The organism is Streptomyces sp. NPDC102451 (genome assembly GCF_044765485.1).
GTDB lineage: Bacteria > Actinomycetota > Actinomycetes > Streptomycetales > Streptomycetaceae > Streptomyces.
In genome coordinates, this window is the sequence record NZ_JBIWKD010000006.1 from 370422 (window position 1) to 386913 (window position 16492).

The window sequence follows — 16492 nt, forward strand, 5'->3', positions numbered from 1 at the left end:
CCCTGCTATCGTCCGGTGCCAACTGCGGCACTGCGGGCGCGGGCATCGAGAACGGCGCCTGCTTCATCGCGAGGCGTAATGCCTGAGCCGCCCCCCATCCGTAACACCAGTCCAGTGCCGACCAGCGGCTGCTTGCCGCGCCGACACAACGAGGTTGCCGTACCTATGCGCCACGCTGAAGGAGCCCGCGGTGAGTGCTGACCCGACGACGGTGCTCGCCTTCGAGACCGACTGCCACATCTTCGACGGATGCGGCTTCCCGGCTCCTGGCCTGCACTCCTTTGTTTTCGAGCCGATGTTCACGGTCGGCGGCATCGAGATCAACAAGCCGATGCTGCTGGCGGTCCTGAGCACCGTTGTCGTCGTCGGCTTCTTCTGGGCCGCTTTCAACAAGCCGAAGCTGGTGCCCGGAAAGCTCCAGATGGTCGCCGAGGCGGGTTACGACTTCATCCGCACCGGTGTGGTGTACGAGTCGCTCGGCAAGCGTGAGGGCAAGAAGTACGTGCCCCTCATGGTCTCGCTGTTCTTCTTCATCTGGATCATGAACCTCTGGGCGATCATTCCGTTCGCCCAGTTCCCGGTGGTCTCGGTCATCGGATTCCCGGTGGCGCTGGCTGCGATCGTCTACATCCTGTGGGTCAGCCTGACCTTCAAGCGGCACGGCTTCGTCGGCGGCTGGAAGAACATCTCCGGCTACGACCCGTCGATCGGCCCGGCCCTCCCGTTCGTCATGGTCATCGAGATCATGTCGAACCTGCTGATCCGGCCGTTCACCCACGCCGTGCGACTCTTCGCCAACATGTTCGCCGGTCACGTGCTGCTGCTGATCTTCACGATCGCCAGCTGGTACCTGCTGAACGGCATCGGCATCGCCTACGCCGGTGTCTCCTTCGTGATGGTCATCCTGATGACCGCCTTCGAACTGTTCATCCAGGCGCTGCAGGCCTACGTGTTCGTCCTTCTGGCCTGCAACTACGTTCAGGGCGCTCTCGCCGAGCACCACTGACCAGCCCAGCTCCACCCCCGATAGTCGTCCGGTGGCCAACCCCCACCGGTTCTGAAAGAGAAGGAAGAAACGGCATGTCCGCTCTCCAGACCCTCGCCGAAGTCAACATCTCGGGCAACCTCGGTTCGATCGGCTACGGCCTGGCCGCGATCGGCCCCGGCGTCGGCGTCGGCATCATCTTCGGTAACGGTACGCAGGCGCTGGCCCGTCAGCCCGAGGCTGCCGGCCTGATCCGGTCGAACCAGATCCTCGGCTTCGTGCTCTGTGAGGCGCTGGCCCTGATCGGTCTCGTCATGCCCTTCGTTTACCCGTTCTAGTCGCGGCATTCCCAGCCCGATTCGACGAAAGGCATTGATGTGATCGCCCTACAGCTGGCTGCAGAGGAAGAGATCCAGAACCCTCTGCTTCCGGCGATCCCCGAGATCGTCATCGGCCTGATCGCTTTCGCCATCGTCTTCGGCTTCCTCGCCAAGAAGCTCCTCCCGAACATCGAGAAGGTTCTGGACGAGCGCCGCGAGGCCATCGAAGGCGGAATCGAGAAGGCCGACGCGGCCCAGACCGAGGCCCAGAGCGTGCTTGAGCAGTACAAGGCTCAGCTCGCCGAGGCCCGCCACGAGGCCGCCCGCCTGCGCCAGGAGGCGCAGGAGCAGGGTGCCGTCATCATCCAGGAGATGAGGGCGGAAGGTCAGCGGCAGCGCGAGGAGATCATCGCGGCCGGCCACGCCCAGATCGAGGCCGACCGCAAGGCAGCGGCGTCCGCGCTGCGCCAGGACGTGGGCACCCTCGCCACCGCCCTGGCCGGCAAGCTCGTCGGCGAGTCCCTCGAGGACCACGCCCGGCAGAGCGGCACCGTCGACCGGTTCCTCGACGAGCTCGAGGCGAAGGCCGAGGCTGTCCGATGAACAGCGCGAGCCGCGAGGCGCTGGCCGCCGCACGCGAGCGTCTCGACGCACTGACCGACTCCACGTCGGTCGACGCGGCGAAGCTCGCCGAGGAGCTGGCAGCCGTCACCGCGCTGCTCCACCGCGAGGTATCGCTGCGCCGGGTCCTCACCGACCCGTCGCAGGGCGGCGAGGCCAAGGCCGAGCTGGCCGGACGGCTGCTGCGCGGTCAGGTCGGCGGCGAAGCCGTGGACCTGGTCTCCGGCATGGTCCGGTCCCGCTGGTCGCAGTCCCGTGACCTGGTGGACTCGGTCGAGGAACTGGCGAACACCGCGGATCTCACCGCGGCCCAGCGCGCCGGTGCGCTCGACGACGTCGAGGACGAGCTCTTCCGGTTCGGCCGGATCGTCGGCTCCGACGTCGCGCTGCGCTCCGCCCTGACCGACCGGAAGGCCACGGCCTCCGCCAAGAGCGCGCTGCTCCGCAGCCTGCTCGGCGGCAAGGCCCAGCCCGTCACCGAGCGCGTGATCACGCGCCTCGTGACGCAGCCCCGAGGACGTAGCCTGGAAGCGGGACTCGACTCCCTGTCCAGGCTCGCCGCGGAGCGCCGGGACCGCATGGTCGCCGTCGTCACCTCGGCGGTGCCGCTGTCCGATCGCCAGAAGCAGCGCCTCGGCGCCGCCCTGGCGAAGATCTACGGCCGGCAGATGCACCTGAACCTGGACGTGGACCCCGAGGTCCTCGGTGGGATCGCGGTGCGCGTCGGTGACGAGGTCATCAACGGCACGATCGCGGAGCGCCTCGACGAGGTCACCCGCAGGATGGCCGGCTGACAGCGCGCAGCGCCCACCCGCACCAACTGAACGAGCAAGAATTGCGGCCCGGTTGGGCCGTGCAGAAATTGCAGAAGATTCCTGGGGGTCGCCCCCAGACCCCTTTGAGAAACTTCGGGCCCAACAAGGAGAGCAGGGAACCCCAGATGGCGGAGCTTACGATCCGGCCGGAGGAGATCCGGGACGCACTGGATAACTTTGTCCAGTCGTACCAGCCGGACGCGGCCTCGCGCGAGGAGGTCGGGACGGTCAGCGTTGCCGGCGACGGCATCGCGAAGGTGGAGGGCCTGCCCTCCGCCATGGCGAACGAGCTGCTGAAGTTCGAGGACGGCACCCTCGGTCTCGCCCTCAACCTCGAGGAGCGCGAGATCGGTGCGATCGTCCTCGGCGAGTTCAGCGGAATCGAGGAGGGCCAGCCGGTGCAGCGCACCGGTGAGGTGCTCTCCGTCGGCGTCGGCGAGGGCTACCTCGGCCGCGTCGTCGACCCGCTCGGCAACCCGATCGACGGTCTCGGCGAGATCGCGACCGAAGGCCGTCGCGCCCTCGAGCTGCAGGCCCCTGGCGTCATGGTCCGCAAGTCGGTGCACGAGCCGATGCAGACCGGCTACAAGGCCGTCGACGCCATGGTGCCGATCGGCCGCGGCCAGCGTCAGCTGATCATCGGCGACCGTCAGACGGGTAAGACCGCTCTGGCCGTCGACACGATCATCAACCAGCGCGACAACTGGCGCTCGGGCGACGTGAACAAGCAGGTGCGCTGCATCTACGTCGCCATCGGTCAGAAGGGCTCCACCATCGCCTCCGTGCGCGGTGCCCTCGAAGAGGCCGGCGCGCTCGAGTACACGACCATCGTCGCCGCCCCGGCGTCCGACCCGGCCGGCTTCAAGTACCTGGCGCCGTACACCGGTTCGGCCATCGGCCAGCACTGGATGTACGACGGCAAGCACGTCCTCATCATCTTCGACGACCTGTCGAAGCAGGCCGACGCCTACCGCGCCGTGTCGCTTCTGCTGCGCCGTCCGCCGGGCCGTGAGGCCTACCCGGGCGACGTCTTCTACCTGCACTCGCGTCTGCTGGAGCGCTGCGCCAAGCTCTCCGACGACATGGGCGCCGGTTCGATGACGGGCCTCCCGATCGTCGAGACCAAGGCGAACGACGTGTCGGCGTTCATCCCGACCAACGTCATCTCCATCACCGACGGCCAGTGCTTCCTGGAGTCCGACCTGTTCAACGCGGGTCAGCGTCCGGCGCTCAACGTCGGTATCTCGGTCTCCCGAGTCGGTGGCTCCGCCCAGCACAAGGCCATGAAGCAGGTCTCCGGCCGACTGCGCGTGGACCTCGCCCAGTACCGCGAGCTGGAGGCGTTCGCCGCCTTCGGTTCCGACCTGGACGCGGCCTCCAAGGCGTCGCTGGAGCGCGGTAAGCGCATGGTCGAGCTGCTGAAGCAGCCGCAGTACGCCCCGTTCCCGATGGAGGAGCAGGTCGTCTCCGTCTGGGCCGGCACCACGGGCAAGATGGACGACGTCCCGGTCGAGGACATCCGCCGCTTCGAGAGCGAGCTGCTGGAGTTCCTGCGCCGCGAGCGCAAGGACCTCCTGACCAGCATCGCCGAGGGCGGCAAGATGTCCGACGACACGCTGCAGTCGATCGCCGACGCGATCGCCGCCTTCAAGCAGCAGTTCGAGACCTCGGACGGCAAGCTCCTGGGCGAGGGCTGATCGATGGGCGCTCAGCTTCGCGTTTACAAGCGCCGCATCCAAGCCGTCACCGCGACCAAGAAGATCACCAAGGCGATGGAGATGATCGCCGCCTCGCGCATCGTCAAGGCGCAGCGCAAGGTGGCGGCGTCGATGCCGTACGCAACCGAGCTCACCCGTGCGGTGACCGCGGTCGCGACCGGCTCGAACACCAACCATCCGCTCACCACCGAGGCCGAGTCCCCGGCCCGGGCGGCGGTCCTGCTCCTCACGAGCGACCGCGGTCTGGCCGGCGGCTACTCCTCCAACGCCATCAAGGCCGCGGAGAAGCTGAGGGAGCGGCTGGCAGCCGAGGGCAAGGAGGTCGACACGTACATCGTCGGCCGCAAGGGTGTCGCGTACTACGGCTTCCGTGAGCGCAAGGTCTCGGAGTCGTGGACCGGCTTCACCGACAGCCCCGAGTACTCGGATGCCAAGAAGATCGCCGAGCCCCTGATCGCGTCCATCCAGAAGGACACGGCCGAGGGCGGCGTCGACGAGCTGCACATCGTCTTCACGGAATTCGTGTCGATGATGACGCAGAACGCGGTCGACGGCCGGATGCTGCCGCTGTCGCTCGACAAGGTCGAGGAGGCGAGCACCGAGAAGGGTGAGATCCTTCCGCTGTTCGACTTCGAGCCGTCGGCTGAGGACGTCCTCGACGCCCTTCTGCCGCGCTACGTCGAGAGCCGTATCTACAACGCACTGCTGCAGGCCGCCGCTTCCGAGCACGCTGCCCGCCGCCGTGCGATGAAGTCGGCGACCGACAACGCCGGGGATCTCATCAAGAGCCTCTCCCGGCTTGCCAACGCGGCCCGACAGGCCGAAATCACCCAGGAAATCAGCGAGATCGTCGGCGGTGCAGGTGCGCTGGCCGACGCGTCCGCGGGGAGTGACAAGTAATGACGACGACAGTTGAGACGGCCGCTGCCACGGGCCGCGTCGCCCGGGTCATCGGCCCGGTCGTCGACGTGGAGTTCCCCGTCGACGCGATGCCGGAGATCTACAACGCCCTGCACGTCGAGGTCGACGACCCGGCCGAGGCCGGCGCTCGTAAGACGCTGACCCTCGAGGTCGCCCAGCACCTGGGCGACGGCGTGGTCCGCGCGATCTCGATGCAGCCCACCGACGGTCTGGTCCGCCAGGCCCCGGTGACCGACACGGGCACGGGCATCACCGTCCCGGTCGGTGACGTCACCAAGGGCAAGGTGTTCAACACCCTCGGTCAGATCCTGAACGAGCCGGAGGCCGAGGCGCAGATCACCGAGCGCTGGCCGATCCACCGCAAGGCCCCGGCCTTCGACCAGCTCGAGTCGAAGACCGAGATGTTCGAGACCGGCCTGAAGGTCGTCGACCTGCTGACCCCGTACGTCAAGGGCGGCAAGATCGGTCTGTTCGGTGGTGCGGGCGTCGGCAAGACGGTCCTCATCCAGGAAATGATCATGCGTGTGGCGAAGCTGCACGACGGTGTGTCGGTGTTCGCCGGTGTCGGCGAGCGCACCCGTGAGGGCAACGACCTCATCGACGAGATGACCGACTCGGGCGTCCTGGAGAAGACCGCGCTGGTCTTCGGCCAGATGGACGAGCCGCCGGGCACCCGTCTGCGGGTCGCGCTGTCCGCCCTGACCATGGCGGAGTACTTCCGCGATGTGCAGAAGCAGGACGTGCTGCTCTTCATCGACAACATCTTCCGCTTCACGCAGGCCGGTTCCGAGGTCTCCACGCTGCTCGGCCGCATGCCGTCCGCGGTGGGTTACCAGCCGACCCTGGCCGACGAGATGGGTGTGCTCCAGGAGCGCATCACCTCGACGCGTGGTCACTCGATCACCTCGATGCAGGCGATCTACGTCCCCGCGGACGACCTGACCGACCCGGCCCCGGCCACCACGTTCGCCCACCTCGACGCGACGACGGTTCTCTCCCGTCCGATCTCCGAGAAGGGCATCTACCCGGCCGTGGACCCGCTGGACTCCACGTCCCGCATCCTGGACCCGCGCTACATCGCGCAGGACCACTACGACACGGCCAGCCGTGTCAAGGGGATCCTGCAGAAGTACAAGGACCTCCAGGACATCATCGCGATCCTCGGTATCGACGAGCTGGGCGAGGAGGACAAGCTCGTTGTCCACCGTGCCCGTCGCGTCGAGCGCTTCCTGTCGCAGAACACCCACGCCGCCAAGCAGTTCACCGGCCTGGACGGTTCGGACGTTCCGCTCGACGAGTCGATCGCCGCGTTCAACGCGATCTGCGACGGGGAGTACGACCACTTCCCCGAGCAGGCGTTCTTCATGTGCGGTGGCATCGAGGACCTCAAGGCCAACGCCAAGGAGCTCGGCGTCTCCTGAGCCTCCGGCTCACCGAGGGGGGTGGGTGTGTCCCGCCCCCCTCACCACGCCCCGTAGAATTGAACCGACACCCGGCACGACCGCCGGGTGGTGACCCGAGGAGCCACCCTTGGCTGCTGAGCTGCATGTCGAGCTGGTCGCCGCGGACCGCAGTGTCTGGTCCGGCGAGGCCACCCTCGTTGTCGCACGTACCACGTCCGGCGACATCGGCGTCATGCCCGGTCACCAGCCGCTCCTGGGTGTGCTGGAATCGGGCCCTGTGACGATCCGTACGAGTGACGGCGCGACCGTGGTCGCCGCTGTGCACGGCGGTTTCATCTCGTTCGCGGACAACAAGCTCTCGCTGCTGGCGGAGATCGCTGAGCTTGCGGACGAGATCGACGTCCAGCGCGCCGAGCGTGCGCTGGAGCGCGCGAAGTCGGACACGGACGGTGCCGCCGAGCGGCGCGCCGACGTGCGACTGCGTGCGGTGGCGGCGCACTGAGCGTCCCCACAGGCAGTTTTTTACTCAGCCGCGGCCCGAGCTGGAGACATCCAGACCGTGTCGCGGCTGAGGCGATGCAGGTGCAGTTCGGTTCGGCTCGGTTCGGTATCCGTTACTCGACGATGCGAGGAGGTCGGTGGAGATGGTCCTCGCTCTGTGGGTTGGCGGTCTGGTCGTCGTACTGGTCGCGGTGGGTCTGTTCGTCTTCGGCCTCCGCAGGCGGCTGATCCAGCGTTCCGGCGGGACCTTCGACTGCAGCCTGCGCTGGGACGTGTCCGAGGAGCCGGATCCGTCCGGCAAGGGCTGGGTGTACGGGGTCGCGCGGTACAGCGGTGACCGCGTCGACTGGTTCCGGGTCTTCTCCTACTCGCCGCGTCCGCGCCGCGGTCTTGAGCGCTCCGCCATCGAGGTCGTCGCGCGCCGGCTGCCCGACGGCGAGGAGGAGCTCGCGCTCCTGTCCGACTCCGTCGTGCTCGGCTGTCTCCACCGGGGGACGCGCCTGGAGCTGGCGATGAGCGAGGACGCCCTGACCGGCTTCCTCGCCTGGCTGGAGGCGGCGCCTCCTGGCCAGAGGGTGAACGTGGCCTGAGGGATCCAGGCATGCGAAAACCGGGGAGACAGGGGGCGGACCTGTCTCCCCGGCGCTTTTCGGGGTGCGGCTTCCTCGTACAGCTACGAGTGGGGGTTAGTTGAGGCCGCTGTCCATCGCGCTCACGAGCTCACCGTTCGCGGTGTCACCGCTGAACTCCCAGAAGAACGCCCCGCCCAGACCCTGGCTGTTCGCCCAGGCCATCTTGGACGTGATCGTCGCCGGGGTGTCGTAGCTCCACCAGTTGGTGCCGCAGTGGGCGTACGCCGTACCGGCGATCGTTCCGGTGGCCGGGCAGCTGTTCTTGAGGACCTTGTAGTCCTCGATGCCCGCCTCGTACGTGCCCGGGGCCGCCCCGGTCGCCGTACCGCCGGGTGCCGCCTGGGTGACGCCGGTCCAGCCGCGGCCGTAGAAGCCGATGCCGAGCAGCAGCTTCTTCGCCGGGACGCCCTTGGCCTTCAGCTTGGCGATGGCGGCGGCGGAGTTGAAGCCGTCCTGCGGGATGCCGCTGTACGAGGTCAGCGGGGAGTGCGGAGCCGTCGGACCCTTGGCCTCCCAGGCGCCGAAGAAGTCGTACGTCATGACGTTGTACCAGTCGAAGTACGCCGCGGCGCCCGCGTAGTCGGCCGCGTCGATCTTGCCTCCCGACGAGCCGTCCGCGGTGATCGCGGCGGTGACCAGGTTGTTCGAGCCGAACTTGGTGCGCAGCGCCGAGGAGAGGTTCTTCAGCGCGGCCGGTCCGCTGGTGTCACAGGTGAGACCGCAGGCGTTGGGGTACTCCCAGTCGATGTCGATGCCGTCGAAGACATCGGCCCAGCGGGGGTCCTCCACCAGGTCGTAGCAGGACTGGGCGAACGCGGCCGGGTTCTGCGCCGCGGCACCGAAGCCACCGGACCAGGTCCAGCCGCCGAAGGACCAGATGACCTTGATGTTCGGGTACTTCGCCTTGAGCTTGCGCAGCTGGTTGAAGTTGCCGCGCAGCGGCTGGTCCCAGGTGTCGGCGACGCCGTCGACCGACTGGTCGGCGGTGTAGGCCTTGTCGTAGTCGGCGTAGGCGTCACCGATGGTGCACTTGCCGCCCTGGACGTTGCCGAACGCGTAGTTGATGTGCGTGATCTTCGCGGCGGAGCCGGAGGTCACGAGGTTCTTCACGTGGTAGTTGCGCCCGTAGACGCCCCACTCGGTGAAGTAGCCGAGGTTGACCTTGTCGCCGGGGCCGGGGCCCGGGTCGGTGGTGCCGGTGGTGCGGACGGCGACCGAGGCGCTGACCGGACCGGTCTGGTCGGCGGTGTCACGGGCCTGCACCGTGTAGGAGTAGTCGGTGCCCTTGGTGAGGCCGGCGTCCGTGTACGTCGTCGTGGTCACCGTGGCGACCTTGGCGCCGTCGCGCAGGACGTCGTAGTTCTTGATGCCCTTGTCGTCGGTCGCGGCGCTCCAGCTGAGCTTCGCCGAGGTGTCGGTGACGTTGCTCGCGGTGGGGGTGCCGGGCTTGGACGGCGGGTTGTCGCCGGGGACGCTGCCGCCGTCACAGGAGGCGCCGTTCAGCTTGCACCCGGCGGGGGAGCCGGAGCCGGTGCCGTTGAAGCCGAAGCTGATGCTGGCTCCGGGGGCGACCGTACCGTTCCAGCTGAGGTTCTTGGCGGTCCAGTGGGTTCCGGAGCTGGTGACGGTGGCGTCCCAGGCGGAGCCGACCGCGGTGCCGGAGGGGAAGTCCCACTCGATCGTCCAGGAGGACAGGGCGGTCGTGCCGGTGTTCTTGACCGTCCACTGGCCCTCGAAGCCGGTGCCCCAGTCGGACTTCTTGACGTAGGTGGCGGTGGCGGAGGTGGCTGCCTCGGCGGGGGATGCCAGGCCCACCATCGCGGCGAGGGGGAGCAGCAGCGCGGTGAGACCCGCGACCGTCCTGGACCTGATGGCTGTGCCGGCTGTGGGTCTCCGTCTGAACCGGGAGAGGCGTACGGGGGTGTCAGTGCTCAACGGTGCTCCTCGGGTGAGGTCCGGCAATCGGGATGGTCCGTCAAACCCTGCGTCGCCCTGAGCTCGCTTTGTCATGGCGTACTCACCGCAGTGTGTCCGGTGAGATTAGGAAGGTCTGGACCAATCGTCAAGAGGTCCAGACCAAAGTTTCCTCGGAGGTCAGAGGCCCAACTCCTGAGCGAGCACCGCCGCTTGGACCCTGCTGCGCAGCTCCAGCTTTCCGAGCAGCCTGCTGACATGGGTCTTCACCGTCGCCTCCGCCATCCGGAGCCGTTCCGCGATCTCCGCGTTCGACAGCCCCTCGCCGAGGCACCCCAGCACCTCCCGCTCCCGGCGGGTCAGCACGTCCAGTGCCGCGGGGTCGGCCCTGCGCACGGGCGCCGCCCCGGCGAACTCCGCGATCAGCCGGCGTGTGACGGCCGGGGCGATCATGCCCTCGCCGCGCGCCACGGTGCGGACCGCCTCCAGCAGATCGCGCGCGTCGGTGTTCTTCAGCAGGAAGCCCGACGCCCCCGCGCGGAGCGCGCCGAAGACGTACTCGTCCAGGTCGAAGGTGGTCAGCACCAGCACGTCCGCCAGCTGCTCCGCCACCACCAACCGGGTCGCGGACACCCCGTCCAGCCGTGGCATCTGTACGTCCATCAGCACCAGATCCGGGCGGAGTTCACGCGCCAGGCGTACGGCGGCCTCGCCGTCGGCCGCCTCTCCCACGACCTCGATGTCCGGTGCGCTGCCCAGGATCAGCACCAGCCCCGCGCGCACCGCCGACTGGTCCTCCGCGACCAGCACCCGGATCGTCATGTCCGGTACGTCCTCTCCTCGACGGGCAGTTCGGCCCGCACCAGCCAGATCCTCGTGCCGTCACCCCGGAGTTCCGGCGCCGCCGCGATGGTCCCTCCCAGCAGCGCCACCCGTTCCCGCATCCCCACCAGGCCGGCCCCCGAACCGGGCGCGCGCGGGCCGGGCCGTTCGCCGAGCACGCTGCTCACCTCCACCGTCAGCACCTCGCGCGAGCGCCCCAGCCGGACCGTCACCGGCCCGGGCGCCGCGTGCTTCAGCGCGTTCGTCAGCGACTCCTGGACGATGCGGTACGCCGCGAGCTCCACCGGAGCGGGCAGCGGCCCGGACTCCTCGCGGCCGTCCTCCAGGGTGACGGTGAGCCCGCTCGACGCGGAGTTCGCGCCCGCCTGCCCCACGAGGGTGTCCAGGGACGCGAGGGTCGGAGCGGCGCTCGGCGGTCCGCCCGCGCCGCTCTCCCTCAGCAGCCCGATCAGCCGCCGCATCTCGGCCAGCCCGTCGACGCTGTTCCGCCGGATCACCCCGAGGGCCTCGCGGGAGGTGCCGGGGTCGTCGATGGAGAGCGCCGCGGTGGAGTGGATGGCGATCGCGGAGAGGTGGTTGGCGACCATGTCGTGCAGCTCGCGGGCCATCCGGGAGCGCTCGGCGGTCACCGCCTGCACCCGGTCCATCTCGGCCAGCAGCGCGGTCTGGTCGGCGCGCAGCCGGGCCGCCTCGGCGGCCTCCCGGTGGTTGCGCACGCTGACGCCGGTGAGGGCCGGCGCGAAGAGGACCAGCCCGGTCGCCACGGCGACCAGCAGGGCCTCGGGGTCCCGGAACCAGGCGAGGAAGCCGATGGTGAACGCGACGGTGACCAGGAAGGTGGCCACCGGGATCCGGCGGGCGGCGGCCGGGGTCCCGTAGACCACGGCCGCGTACATGAGGTCGGTGTACATCAGGACGGTCGCCAGGCTGCCCGTCGTGAACTGGTCGGCGACCAGCGCGAGCGTCCCCAGGGCGACCGCGGTCTGCGGCCGGCTCCTGCGCAGCAGCTCCAGGCCGGCCGTCGCCACCAGCGGCAGCAGGGCGACCCAGTGGGCGCCGAAGGCCCGGCCGCCCTGGGTGTGCAGCCCGGCGGTCCAGAGCACCAGCCCGCCCGCCAGCCCGGTCACCGCGATCAGTACGTCATGGCGGTGCGGACGCGGAGAGGTGAACACCCGTCCATCCAACACGGCGCGGGCCCGCGCCACGTCCGTACCCGGGCGGAGGCGCCGGTACATCGAAGGATGCAGTCACGTCTCGTCACTGCCGACGACGATCCGGCGCCGTACGGAAGGCAGCCTGGAAGGGACCGGAAGGGGAGGCGCTGTGATCGTCATACTGATCGTGCTGTGCGAGGTCGGCTTCTGGGTGCTGCTGGCCACCGGACTCGCGCTGCGGTACGTCGCGAAGAAGCCCCGCCTGGGGGCCGCCGTCCTGCTGTGCGAGCCCCTGCTGGAGGTGGTCCTGCTGGTGGTGACGGCCGTCGACCTGAAGAACGGCGCCGAGCCGGACTGGAAGCACGGCCTGGCCGCCGTCTACATCGGCTTCACGGTGGGGCTCGGCCACTCCACCATCAGGTGGGTGGACGCCAGGGTCGCCCACCGCTTCGCGGGCGGACCGCCGCCGGTGAGGCCCCCGAAGTACGGGATGGCGCGGGCCGCCCACGAGTGGCGCACCGCCGCCCGCTGGACCGTCGCCGCGGTGACGGCGGCGGCCCTGCTCCAGGCGGCGGTCTGGTACGTCGGCGCCGACGGGGACACCGGCTCGCTGCGGATGTGGCAGCAGAAGATGCTCTGGGTGATCGGGATCAACCTGATCATCGCCGTGGGCTACACCGTCGCCCCGAAGCGGGAACCGGAGGACCGGGTCGGGGCGGGCCGCTGACTCAGCGCTCGCCGCCCGGCACCCACAGCACGTCCCCGACCTCCTTGTTCGCCGTCCTGGCCAGGATGAACAGGAGGTCGGAGAGGCGGTTGAGATAGGTCGCCGTCAGCGCGTTCATGACCTCGCCGTGCACCTCCAGAGCCGCCCAGGTGGAGCGCTCCGCGCGGCGCACGACCGTGCAGGCCTGGTGCAGCAGCGCCGCCCCCGGGGTCCCGCCCGGGAGGATGAAGCTGCGGAGCTTCTCCAGCTCCTCCAGGAAGGTGTCGCAGTCCGCCTCCAGCTTGTCGACGTACGACTGCTCCACCCGCAGCGGCGGGTACTCCGGGTTCTCCACCACCGGCGTGGACAGGTCCGCGCCCACGTCGAACAGGTCGTTCTGGACCCGGACGAGGACCTTCACGACGTCCTCGGGGAGGTTCCCGAGCGCGACGGCCGTGCCGATGACGGCATTGGCCTCGTTGGCGTCGGCGTACGCCGAGATCCGCAGATCGGTCTTGGCGGTCCGGCTCATGTCGCCGAGGGCGGTGGTGCCCTTGTCGCCGGTGCGGGTGTAGATGCGCGTCAGATTGACCATGAGGTCAGCGTAGTTACGCTCCGGCCTTACGGAAGACGCGTGTGCCGACCGTCACGGCCAGAAGGGCGAACGCGAGCGCCACCAGCCCCCCGTACAGCATGTGCGCCGTGGCGTACGAGCCGACGTACGCGTCCCGCACGGCGTCCACCAGGTAGCGGAACGGCGTGAAGTGCGACAGCACGTCCAGCCACGCGGGGCCGAGCGTCATCGGCAGCATCAGGCCGGAGAGCAGCATCGCCGGCATGGTCAGCGAGTTGATCACCGGCCCGAACTCCTGCGGCGTACGCACCTTCATGGCCAGCGCGTACGACAGCGAGGCCAGCGAGACCGTCAGCAGGCCCACGAACGCGAAGCCGACGAGCACCCCGGGCAGCGGGGCGCGCAACCCCATGACCAGCGCGGCGAGCACCAGCAGTACGGCCTGGAACATGAACAGCAGGGCGTCCCGCAGGACCCGGCCCAGCAGGAGGGCCAGCCGGCTGACGGGGGTCACGCGCATGCGCTCCACCACCCCGGTCGACTGCTCGATGATGATCGCGAAGCCGGTGAACGACGCCCCGAAGAGCGCCAGTTGCAGGAGCAGCCCGGGCACCAGGACCTGCCAGGAGTCACCGGTGGAGCCGAGCGGGAGGCCCGTGAGGAGCGGGCCGAAGAAGAGCAGGTAGAGCAGCGGCATCAGGATCCCGAAGAAGATCTGGAACCGGGAGCGCAGGGTCTGCCGGACGTACCGGCCGAAGATCAGCGAGGTGTCGTGGATCAGCATGGGGGTCCTATACGGCGACGGGGGCGGGGTCGGCGGGCGCCGGGGTGCGCCCGGTGATCGCGAGGAAGGTCTCGTGGAGCGAGGCGTCGGGGGAGCCGGCGTGCTCGGTCTTCAGCGCGGCGGGCGCGCCCTCGGCGACGACCAGGCCGCCGTCGATGACGACCAGCCGGTCCGCGAGGGCGTCGGCCTCGTCGAGGTAGTGGGTGGTGAGCACGACCGTCGTGCCGAAGTCGTCCCGCAGCCCCCGGACCAGGTCCCACAGATCCTCCCGGCTGCCCGGGTCGAGCCCGGTGGTCGGCTCGTCGAGGAAGAGCACGGCCGGACGGTGGGTGAGGCCCATCGCGATGTCCAGCCGGCGCCGCTGGCCGCCGGAGAGCGCGGCCGTCCTGCGGTCCAGCAGCTCTCCGAGGCCCAGATGTGCGGCCAGTTCGTCCGCCCGCGCGATGGCGTCCGCCTTGCTCAGCCGGTACAGCCGCCCCTGGGTGACCAGCTCCTCCCGCACGCTGATGTGCGGGTCGACCCCGCCCGACTGGGCGACGTAACCACACTTCTCGCGGACGCCCGCCGGGTCCGCCGTCAGATCGCAGCCGGCCACGGTGGCCGCGCCGCCGGTCGGGGCGAGCAGGGTGGTGAGCATCCGCAGGGTGGTGGTCTTGCCCGCGCCGTTGGGTCCCAGGAGGCCGACGATCTCGCCCGGCATGACGGCGAGGTCGACCGAGCGCACGGCGTGGACCGGCCCCGCCTTGGTGGTGAAGGTCCGGGCGAGCCCGGACGTGCTGATGATTGGCATGGTGACCACAAAAACAGAGTCAATGAAAAATTGCAATGGCTCCAAAATTTCATCGGCACCACGGCATCCGTACGATGGACCCATGGCAGAGGGACTGAGGGAGCGGAAGAAGCGCCGGACGAGGCAGCACCTCTCGGACGTGGCCACCGGGCTCTTCGTGGAGCGGGGCTTCGACGCGGTCACGATCGCCGAGATCGCCGAGGCCGCCGACGTCTCGGTGAACACGGTCTACAACTACTTCCCGGCCAAGGAGGACCTCTTCCTGGACCGCAGCCGCGGCATCGTCGACCGGCTCTCGCGCTGCGTGCGGGGCCGCGACACGGGCGAGTCCGCCGCCGAAGCCGTCCTGCGCGAACTGCGGATCCAGGTGGAGGGCGTCTCGCCGACGGTCGGCCTCATCGACGGGTACGCCGACTTCATGCGGGTCATCGAGGGCGCCGACACGCTCAAGGCCCGCCTCTGGCACATCGGGCAGGAGGCACAGCTCCACCTGGAGGGGACCCTGCGGGAGGAGTCCGGTGCGGACCCCGGCGACCAAGCCCCGGTCCTGGTGGCCGGTCAGCTCTCCTGGGTGCACAGCACGCTCATGGCGTACATCGGCGGCGAGATGGTCGCGGGCCGCCGGACGGACGAGGTCTCGCGCGACGCGCTCGTCCTGCTCGACGACATGGAGGACCTCCTCGGTGAGAAGGTGCTCAACTACGCACGACGCGCCGCCGGGTGACGCCGGGCGGTGTGATGTCCGTCATGTGAGACGTGACGCGCATCTCTTCAGGGCCGTAACGACCCTCACGGGTACTAATCTCCGCCGGAGAGCATGCGAACGACTGACAAGCATTGGGGTGCGAAACGTGGCCAGGAAGCTCGCCGTCATCGGCGCCGGACTCATGGGGTCCGGTATCGCGCAGGTCTCCGCCCAGGCGGGCTGGGACGTCGTGCTGCGTGATGTCACCGACGAGGCCCTGGCCCGCGGGCGCGGCGGCATCGAGGCCAGCTACGGCAAGTTCGTCGCCAAGGGCAAGCTGGCGGCGGCCGACGCCGAGGCCGCGCTCGCCCGGATCACCACGACCACCGACCTGGACGCGGTGGCCGACGCCGACGTCGTCGTCGAGGCCGTCTTCGAGAAGCTCGAGGTCAAGCACGAGATCTTCCGTACGCTCGACAAGGTCGTACGGGAGGACGCCGTCCTCGCCTCCAACACCTCCGCCATCCCGATCACCAAGATCGCGGCCGTGACGGAGCGCCCGGAGCGGGTCGTCGGTGTGCACTTCTTCTCGCCGGTGCCGATGATGCAGCTCTGCGAGCTGGTGCGCGGCTACAAGACCAGCGACGAAACGCTCGCCACCGCGCGGGAGTTCGCCGAGTCCGTGGGCAAGACCTGCATCGTCGTCAACCGCGACGTCGCCGGCTTCGTCACCACCCGGCTGATCTCGGCGCTGGTCGTCGAGGCGGCCAAGCTGTACGAGTCGGGCGTGGCCTCGGCCGAGGACATCGACACCGCGTGCAAGCTGGGCTTCGGCCACGCCATGGGCCCGCTCGCGACGGCCGACATGACCGGCGTGGACATCCTCCTGCACGCCACGGGCAACATCTACACCGAGTCGCAGGACGAGAAGTTCGCCGCTCCGGAACTGATGCGCCGGATGGTCGACGCAGGTGACATCGGGCGCAAGAGCGGGCAGGGCTTCTACACCTACTGATCACGACCGGGTCCCCGGCTGCCTGATGTGCCGTCATTCAGCGCCGGGGTTCCGGGATCCGGCGCCGCCCGGCGCACGGATCCAGCGGGTATCGCCGGACCTGCTTCACCC

At 69.2% G+C, this 16492-nt stretch carries 18 protein-coding genes; 12 read left to right on the forward strand and 6 right to left on the reverse strand.

Going from position 1 to position 16492, the window contains the following annotated elements:
- Positions 1–190: 190 nt before the first annotated feature.
- The 9 genes from atpB to ACIRD8_RS17240 all read left to right on the forward strand — a co-directional run bounded on the left by atpB (position 191) and on the right by ACIRD8_RS17240 (position 7874).
- A complete protein-coding gene (atpB, locus tag ACIRD8_RS17200; protein ID WP_124274696.1) occupies positions 191–1006 on the forward strand; it encodes a F0F1 ATP synthase subunit A in 816 nt (271 codons plus the stop codon).
- Positions 1007–1080: 74 nt separating this feature from the next.
- Positions 1081–1323 (forward strand): ATP synthase F0 subunit C, encoded by a 243-nt coding sequence (gene atpE, locus ACIRD8_RS17205; RefSeq protein WP_124274697.1) that lies wholly within the window; start codon positions 1081–1083, stop codon positions 1321–1323.
- Positions 1324–1362: 39 nt separating this feature from the next.
- Positions 1363–1908, forward strand: a complete 546-nt coding sequence (locus ACIRD8_RS17210) for a F0F1 ATP synthase subunit B (RefSeq protein WP_403991557.1) — start codon at positions 1363–1365, stop codon at positions 1906–1908.
- Positions 1905–2720 (forward strand): F0F1 ATP synthase subunit delta, encoded by an 816-nt coding sequence (locus tag ACIRD8_RS17215; RefSeq protein WP_319654118.1) that lies wholly within the window; start codon positions 1905–1907, stop codon positions 2718–2720. Before ACIRD8_RS17210 ends, ACIRD8_RS17215 begins: the two co-directional genes overlap by 4 nt.
- Before the next feature lie 146 nt (positions 2721–2866).
- Positions 2867–4438, forward strand: coding sequence for a F0F1 ATP synthase subunit alpha (atpA, locus tag ACIRD8_RS17220; protein WP_099174457.1), 1572 nt, complete (start codon positions 2867–2869; stop codon positions 4436–4438).
- Between the two features lie 3 nt (positions 4439–4441).
- Positions 4442–5359: a F0F1 ATP synthase subunit gamma gene (locus ACIRD8_RS17225; protein ID WP_403991560.1), complete on the forward strand. Its 918-nt coding sequence runs from the start codon at positions 4442–4444 to the stop codon at positions 5357–5359.
- Positions 5359–6801 (forward strand): F0F1 ATP synthase subunit beta, encoded by a 1443-nt coding sequence (gene atpD / locus ACIRD8_RS17230; RefSeq protein ID WP_403991563.1) that lies wholly within the window; start codon positions 5359–5361, stop codon positions 6799–6801. The genes ACIRD8_RS17225 and atpD overlap by 1 nt, the downstream gene beginning before the upstream one ends.
- Positions 6802–6910: 109 nt before the next feature.
- The gene (locus ACIRD8_RS17235) at positions 6911–7285 is read left to right on the forward strand and encodes a F0F1 ATP synthase subunit epsilon (protein WP_382984617.1); all 375 of its coding nucleotides are present in this window, start codon (positions 6911–6913) and stop codon (positions 7283–7285) included.
- 142 nt (positions 7286–7427) lie between these two features.
- Positions 7428–7874, forward strand: a complete 447-nt coding sequence (locus ACIRD8_RS17240) for a DUF2550 domain-containing protein (RefSeq protein WP_403991567.1) — start codon at positions 7428–7430, stop codon at positions 7872–7874.
- Between the two features lie 96 nt (positions 7875–7970).
- Here the strand turns inward: ACIRD8_RS17240 and ACIRD8_RS17245 are convergent, their stop codons facing one another.
- The 3 genes from ACIRD8_RS17245 to ACIRD8_RS17255 form a co-directional block, all read right to left on the reverse strand.
- On the reverse strand, positions 7971–9851 hold the full coding sequence (locus tag ACIRD8_RS17245) for a glycosyl hydrolase family 18 protein (protein WP_403991570.1): 1881 nt from the start codon (positions 9849–9851) through the stop codon (positions 7971–7973).
- A 159-nt stretch (positions 9852–10010) separates the two neighbouring features.
- Entirely contained in the window at positions 10011–10652 is a 642-nt protein-coding gene (locus ACIRD8_RS17250) for a response regulator (protein ID WP_403991573.1), read from the reverse strand.
- The gene (locus ACIRD8_RS17255) at positions 10649–11845 is read right to left on the reverse strand and encodes a sensor histidine kinase (protein WP_403991576.1); all 1197 of its coding nucleotides are present in this window, start codon (positions 11843–11845) and stop codon (positions 10649–10651) included. The genes ACIRD8_RS17250 and ACIRD8_RS17255 overlap by 4 nt, the downstream gene beginning before the upstream one ends.
- A gap of 151 nt (positions 11846–11996) precedes the next feature.
- Here ACIRD8_RS17255 and ACIRD8_RS17260 point away from each other — a divergent pair, with 151 nt between their 5' ends.
- Complete coding sequence (locus ACIRD8_RS17260; RefSeq protein ID WP_403991578.1) at positions 11997–12554, forward strand: hypothetical protein; 558 nt, start codon at positions 11997–11999, stop codon at positions 12552–12554.
- Position 12555: 1 nt separating this feature from the next.
- On the opposite strand, the gene ACIRD8_RS17265 is transcribed toward ACIRD8_RS17260, so the two are convergent.
- Genes ACIRD8_RS17265 through ACIRD8_RS17275 form a run of 3 tightly spaced genes read right to left on the reverse strand, consistent with a single transcriptional unit; the run spans position 12556 to position 14681 of the window.
- A complete protein-coding gene (locus tag ACIRD8_RS17265; RefSeq protein WP_099174449.1) occupies positions 12556–13128 on the reverse strand; it encodes a cob(I)yrinic acid a,c-diamide adenosyltransferase in 573 nt (190 codons plus the stop codon).
- A 13-nt stretch (positions 13129–13141) separates the two neighbouring features.
- Positions 13142–13891: an ABC transporter permease gene (locus tag ACIRD8_RS17270; RefSeq protein WP_403991581.1), complete on the reverse strand. Its 750-nt coding sequence runs from the start codon at positions 13889–13891 to the stop codon at positions 13142–13144.
- Positions 13892–13898: 7 nt separating this feature from the next.
- Complete coding sequence (locus tag ACIRD8_RS17275; RefSeq protein ID WP_403991584.1) at positions 13899–14681, reverse strand: ABC transporter ATP-binding protein; 783 nt, start codon at positions 14679–14681, stop codon at positions 13899–13901.
- Positions 14682–14763: 82 nt separating this feature from the next.
- Here ACIRD8_RS17275 and ACIRD8_RS17280 point away from each other — a divergent pair, with 82 nt between their 5' ends.
- Positions 14764–15405, forward strand: a complete 642-nt coding sequence (locus tag ACIRD8_RS17280) for a TetR/AcrR family transcriptional regulator (protein ID WP_403991587.1) — start codon at positions 14764–14766, stop codon at positions 15403–15405.
- Positions 15406–15532: 127 nt separating this feature from the next.
- Positions 15533–16381 (forward strand): 3-hydroxyacyl-CoA dehydrogenase family protein, encoded by an 849-nt coding sequence (locus tag ACIRD8_RS17285; protein ID WP_403991590.1) that lies wholly within the window; start codon positions 15533–15535, stop codon positions 16379–16381.
- Positions 16382–16492 lie beyond the last annotated feature (111 nt).

What these genes read in the sequence shown, in the direction of transcription:
- ACIRD8_RS17215 (WP_319654118.1), top strand. Translation starts at nt 1,905, where the DNA reads ATGAACAGCGCGAGCCGCGAGGCGCTGGCCGCCGCACGCGAGCGTCTC.
- ACIRD8_RS17280 (WP_403991587.1), top strand. Translation starts at nt 14,764, where the DNA reads ATGGCAGAGGGACTGAGGGAGCGGAAGAAGCGCCGGACGAGGCAGCAC.
- ACIRD8_RS17275 (WP_403991584.1), bottom strand. Translation starts at nt 14,681, where the DNA reads ATGCCAATCATCAGCACGTCCGGGCTCGCCCGGACCTTCACCACCAAG.
- ACIRD8_RS17270 (WP_403991581.1), bottom strand. Translation starts at nt 13,891, where the DNA reads ATGCTGATCCACGACACCTCGCTGATCTTCGGCCGGTACGTCCGGCAG.
- atpE (WP_124274697.1), top strand. Translation starts at nt 1,081, where the DNA reads ATGTCCGCTCTCCAGACCCTCGCCGAAGTCAACATCTCGGGCAACCTC.
- atpA (WP_099174457.1), top strand. Translation starts at nt 2,867, where the DNA reads ATGGCGGAGCTTACGATCCGGCCGGAGGAGATCCGGGACGCACTGGAT.
- ACIRD8_RS17250 (WP_403991573.1), bottom strand. Translation starts at nt 10,652, where the DNA reads ATGACGATCCGGGTGCTGGTCGCGGAGGACCAGTCGGCGGTGCGCGCG.
- ACIRD8_RS17265 (WP_099174449.1), bottom strand. Translation starts at nt 13,128, where the DNA reads ATGGTCAATCTGACGCGCATCTACACCCGCACCGGCGACAAGGGCACC.
- ACIRD8_RS17225 (WP_403991560.1), top strand. Translation starts at nt 4,442, where the DNA reads ATGGGCGCTCAGCTTCGCGTTTACAAGCGCCGCATCCAAGCCGTCACC.
- ACIRD8_RS17240 (WP_403991567.1), top strand. Translation starts at nt 7,428, where the DNA reads ATGGTCCTCGCTCTGTGGGTTGGCGGTCTGGTCGTCGTACTGGTCGCG.
- atpD (WP_403991563.1), top strand. Translation starts at nt 5,359, where the DNA reads ATGACGACGACAGTTGAGACGGCCGCTGCCACGGGCCGCGTCGCCCGG.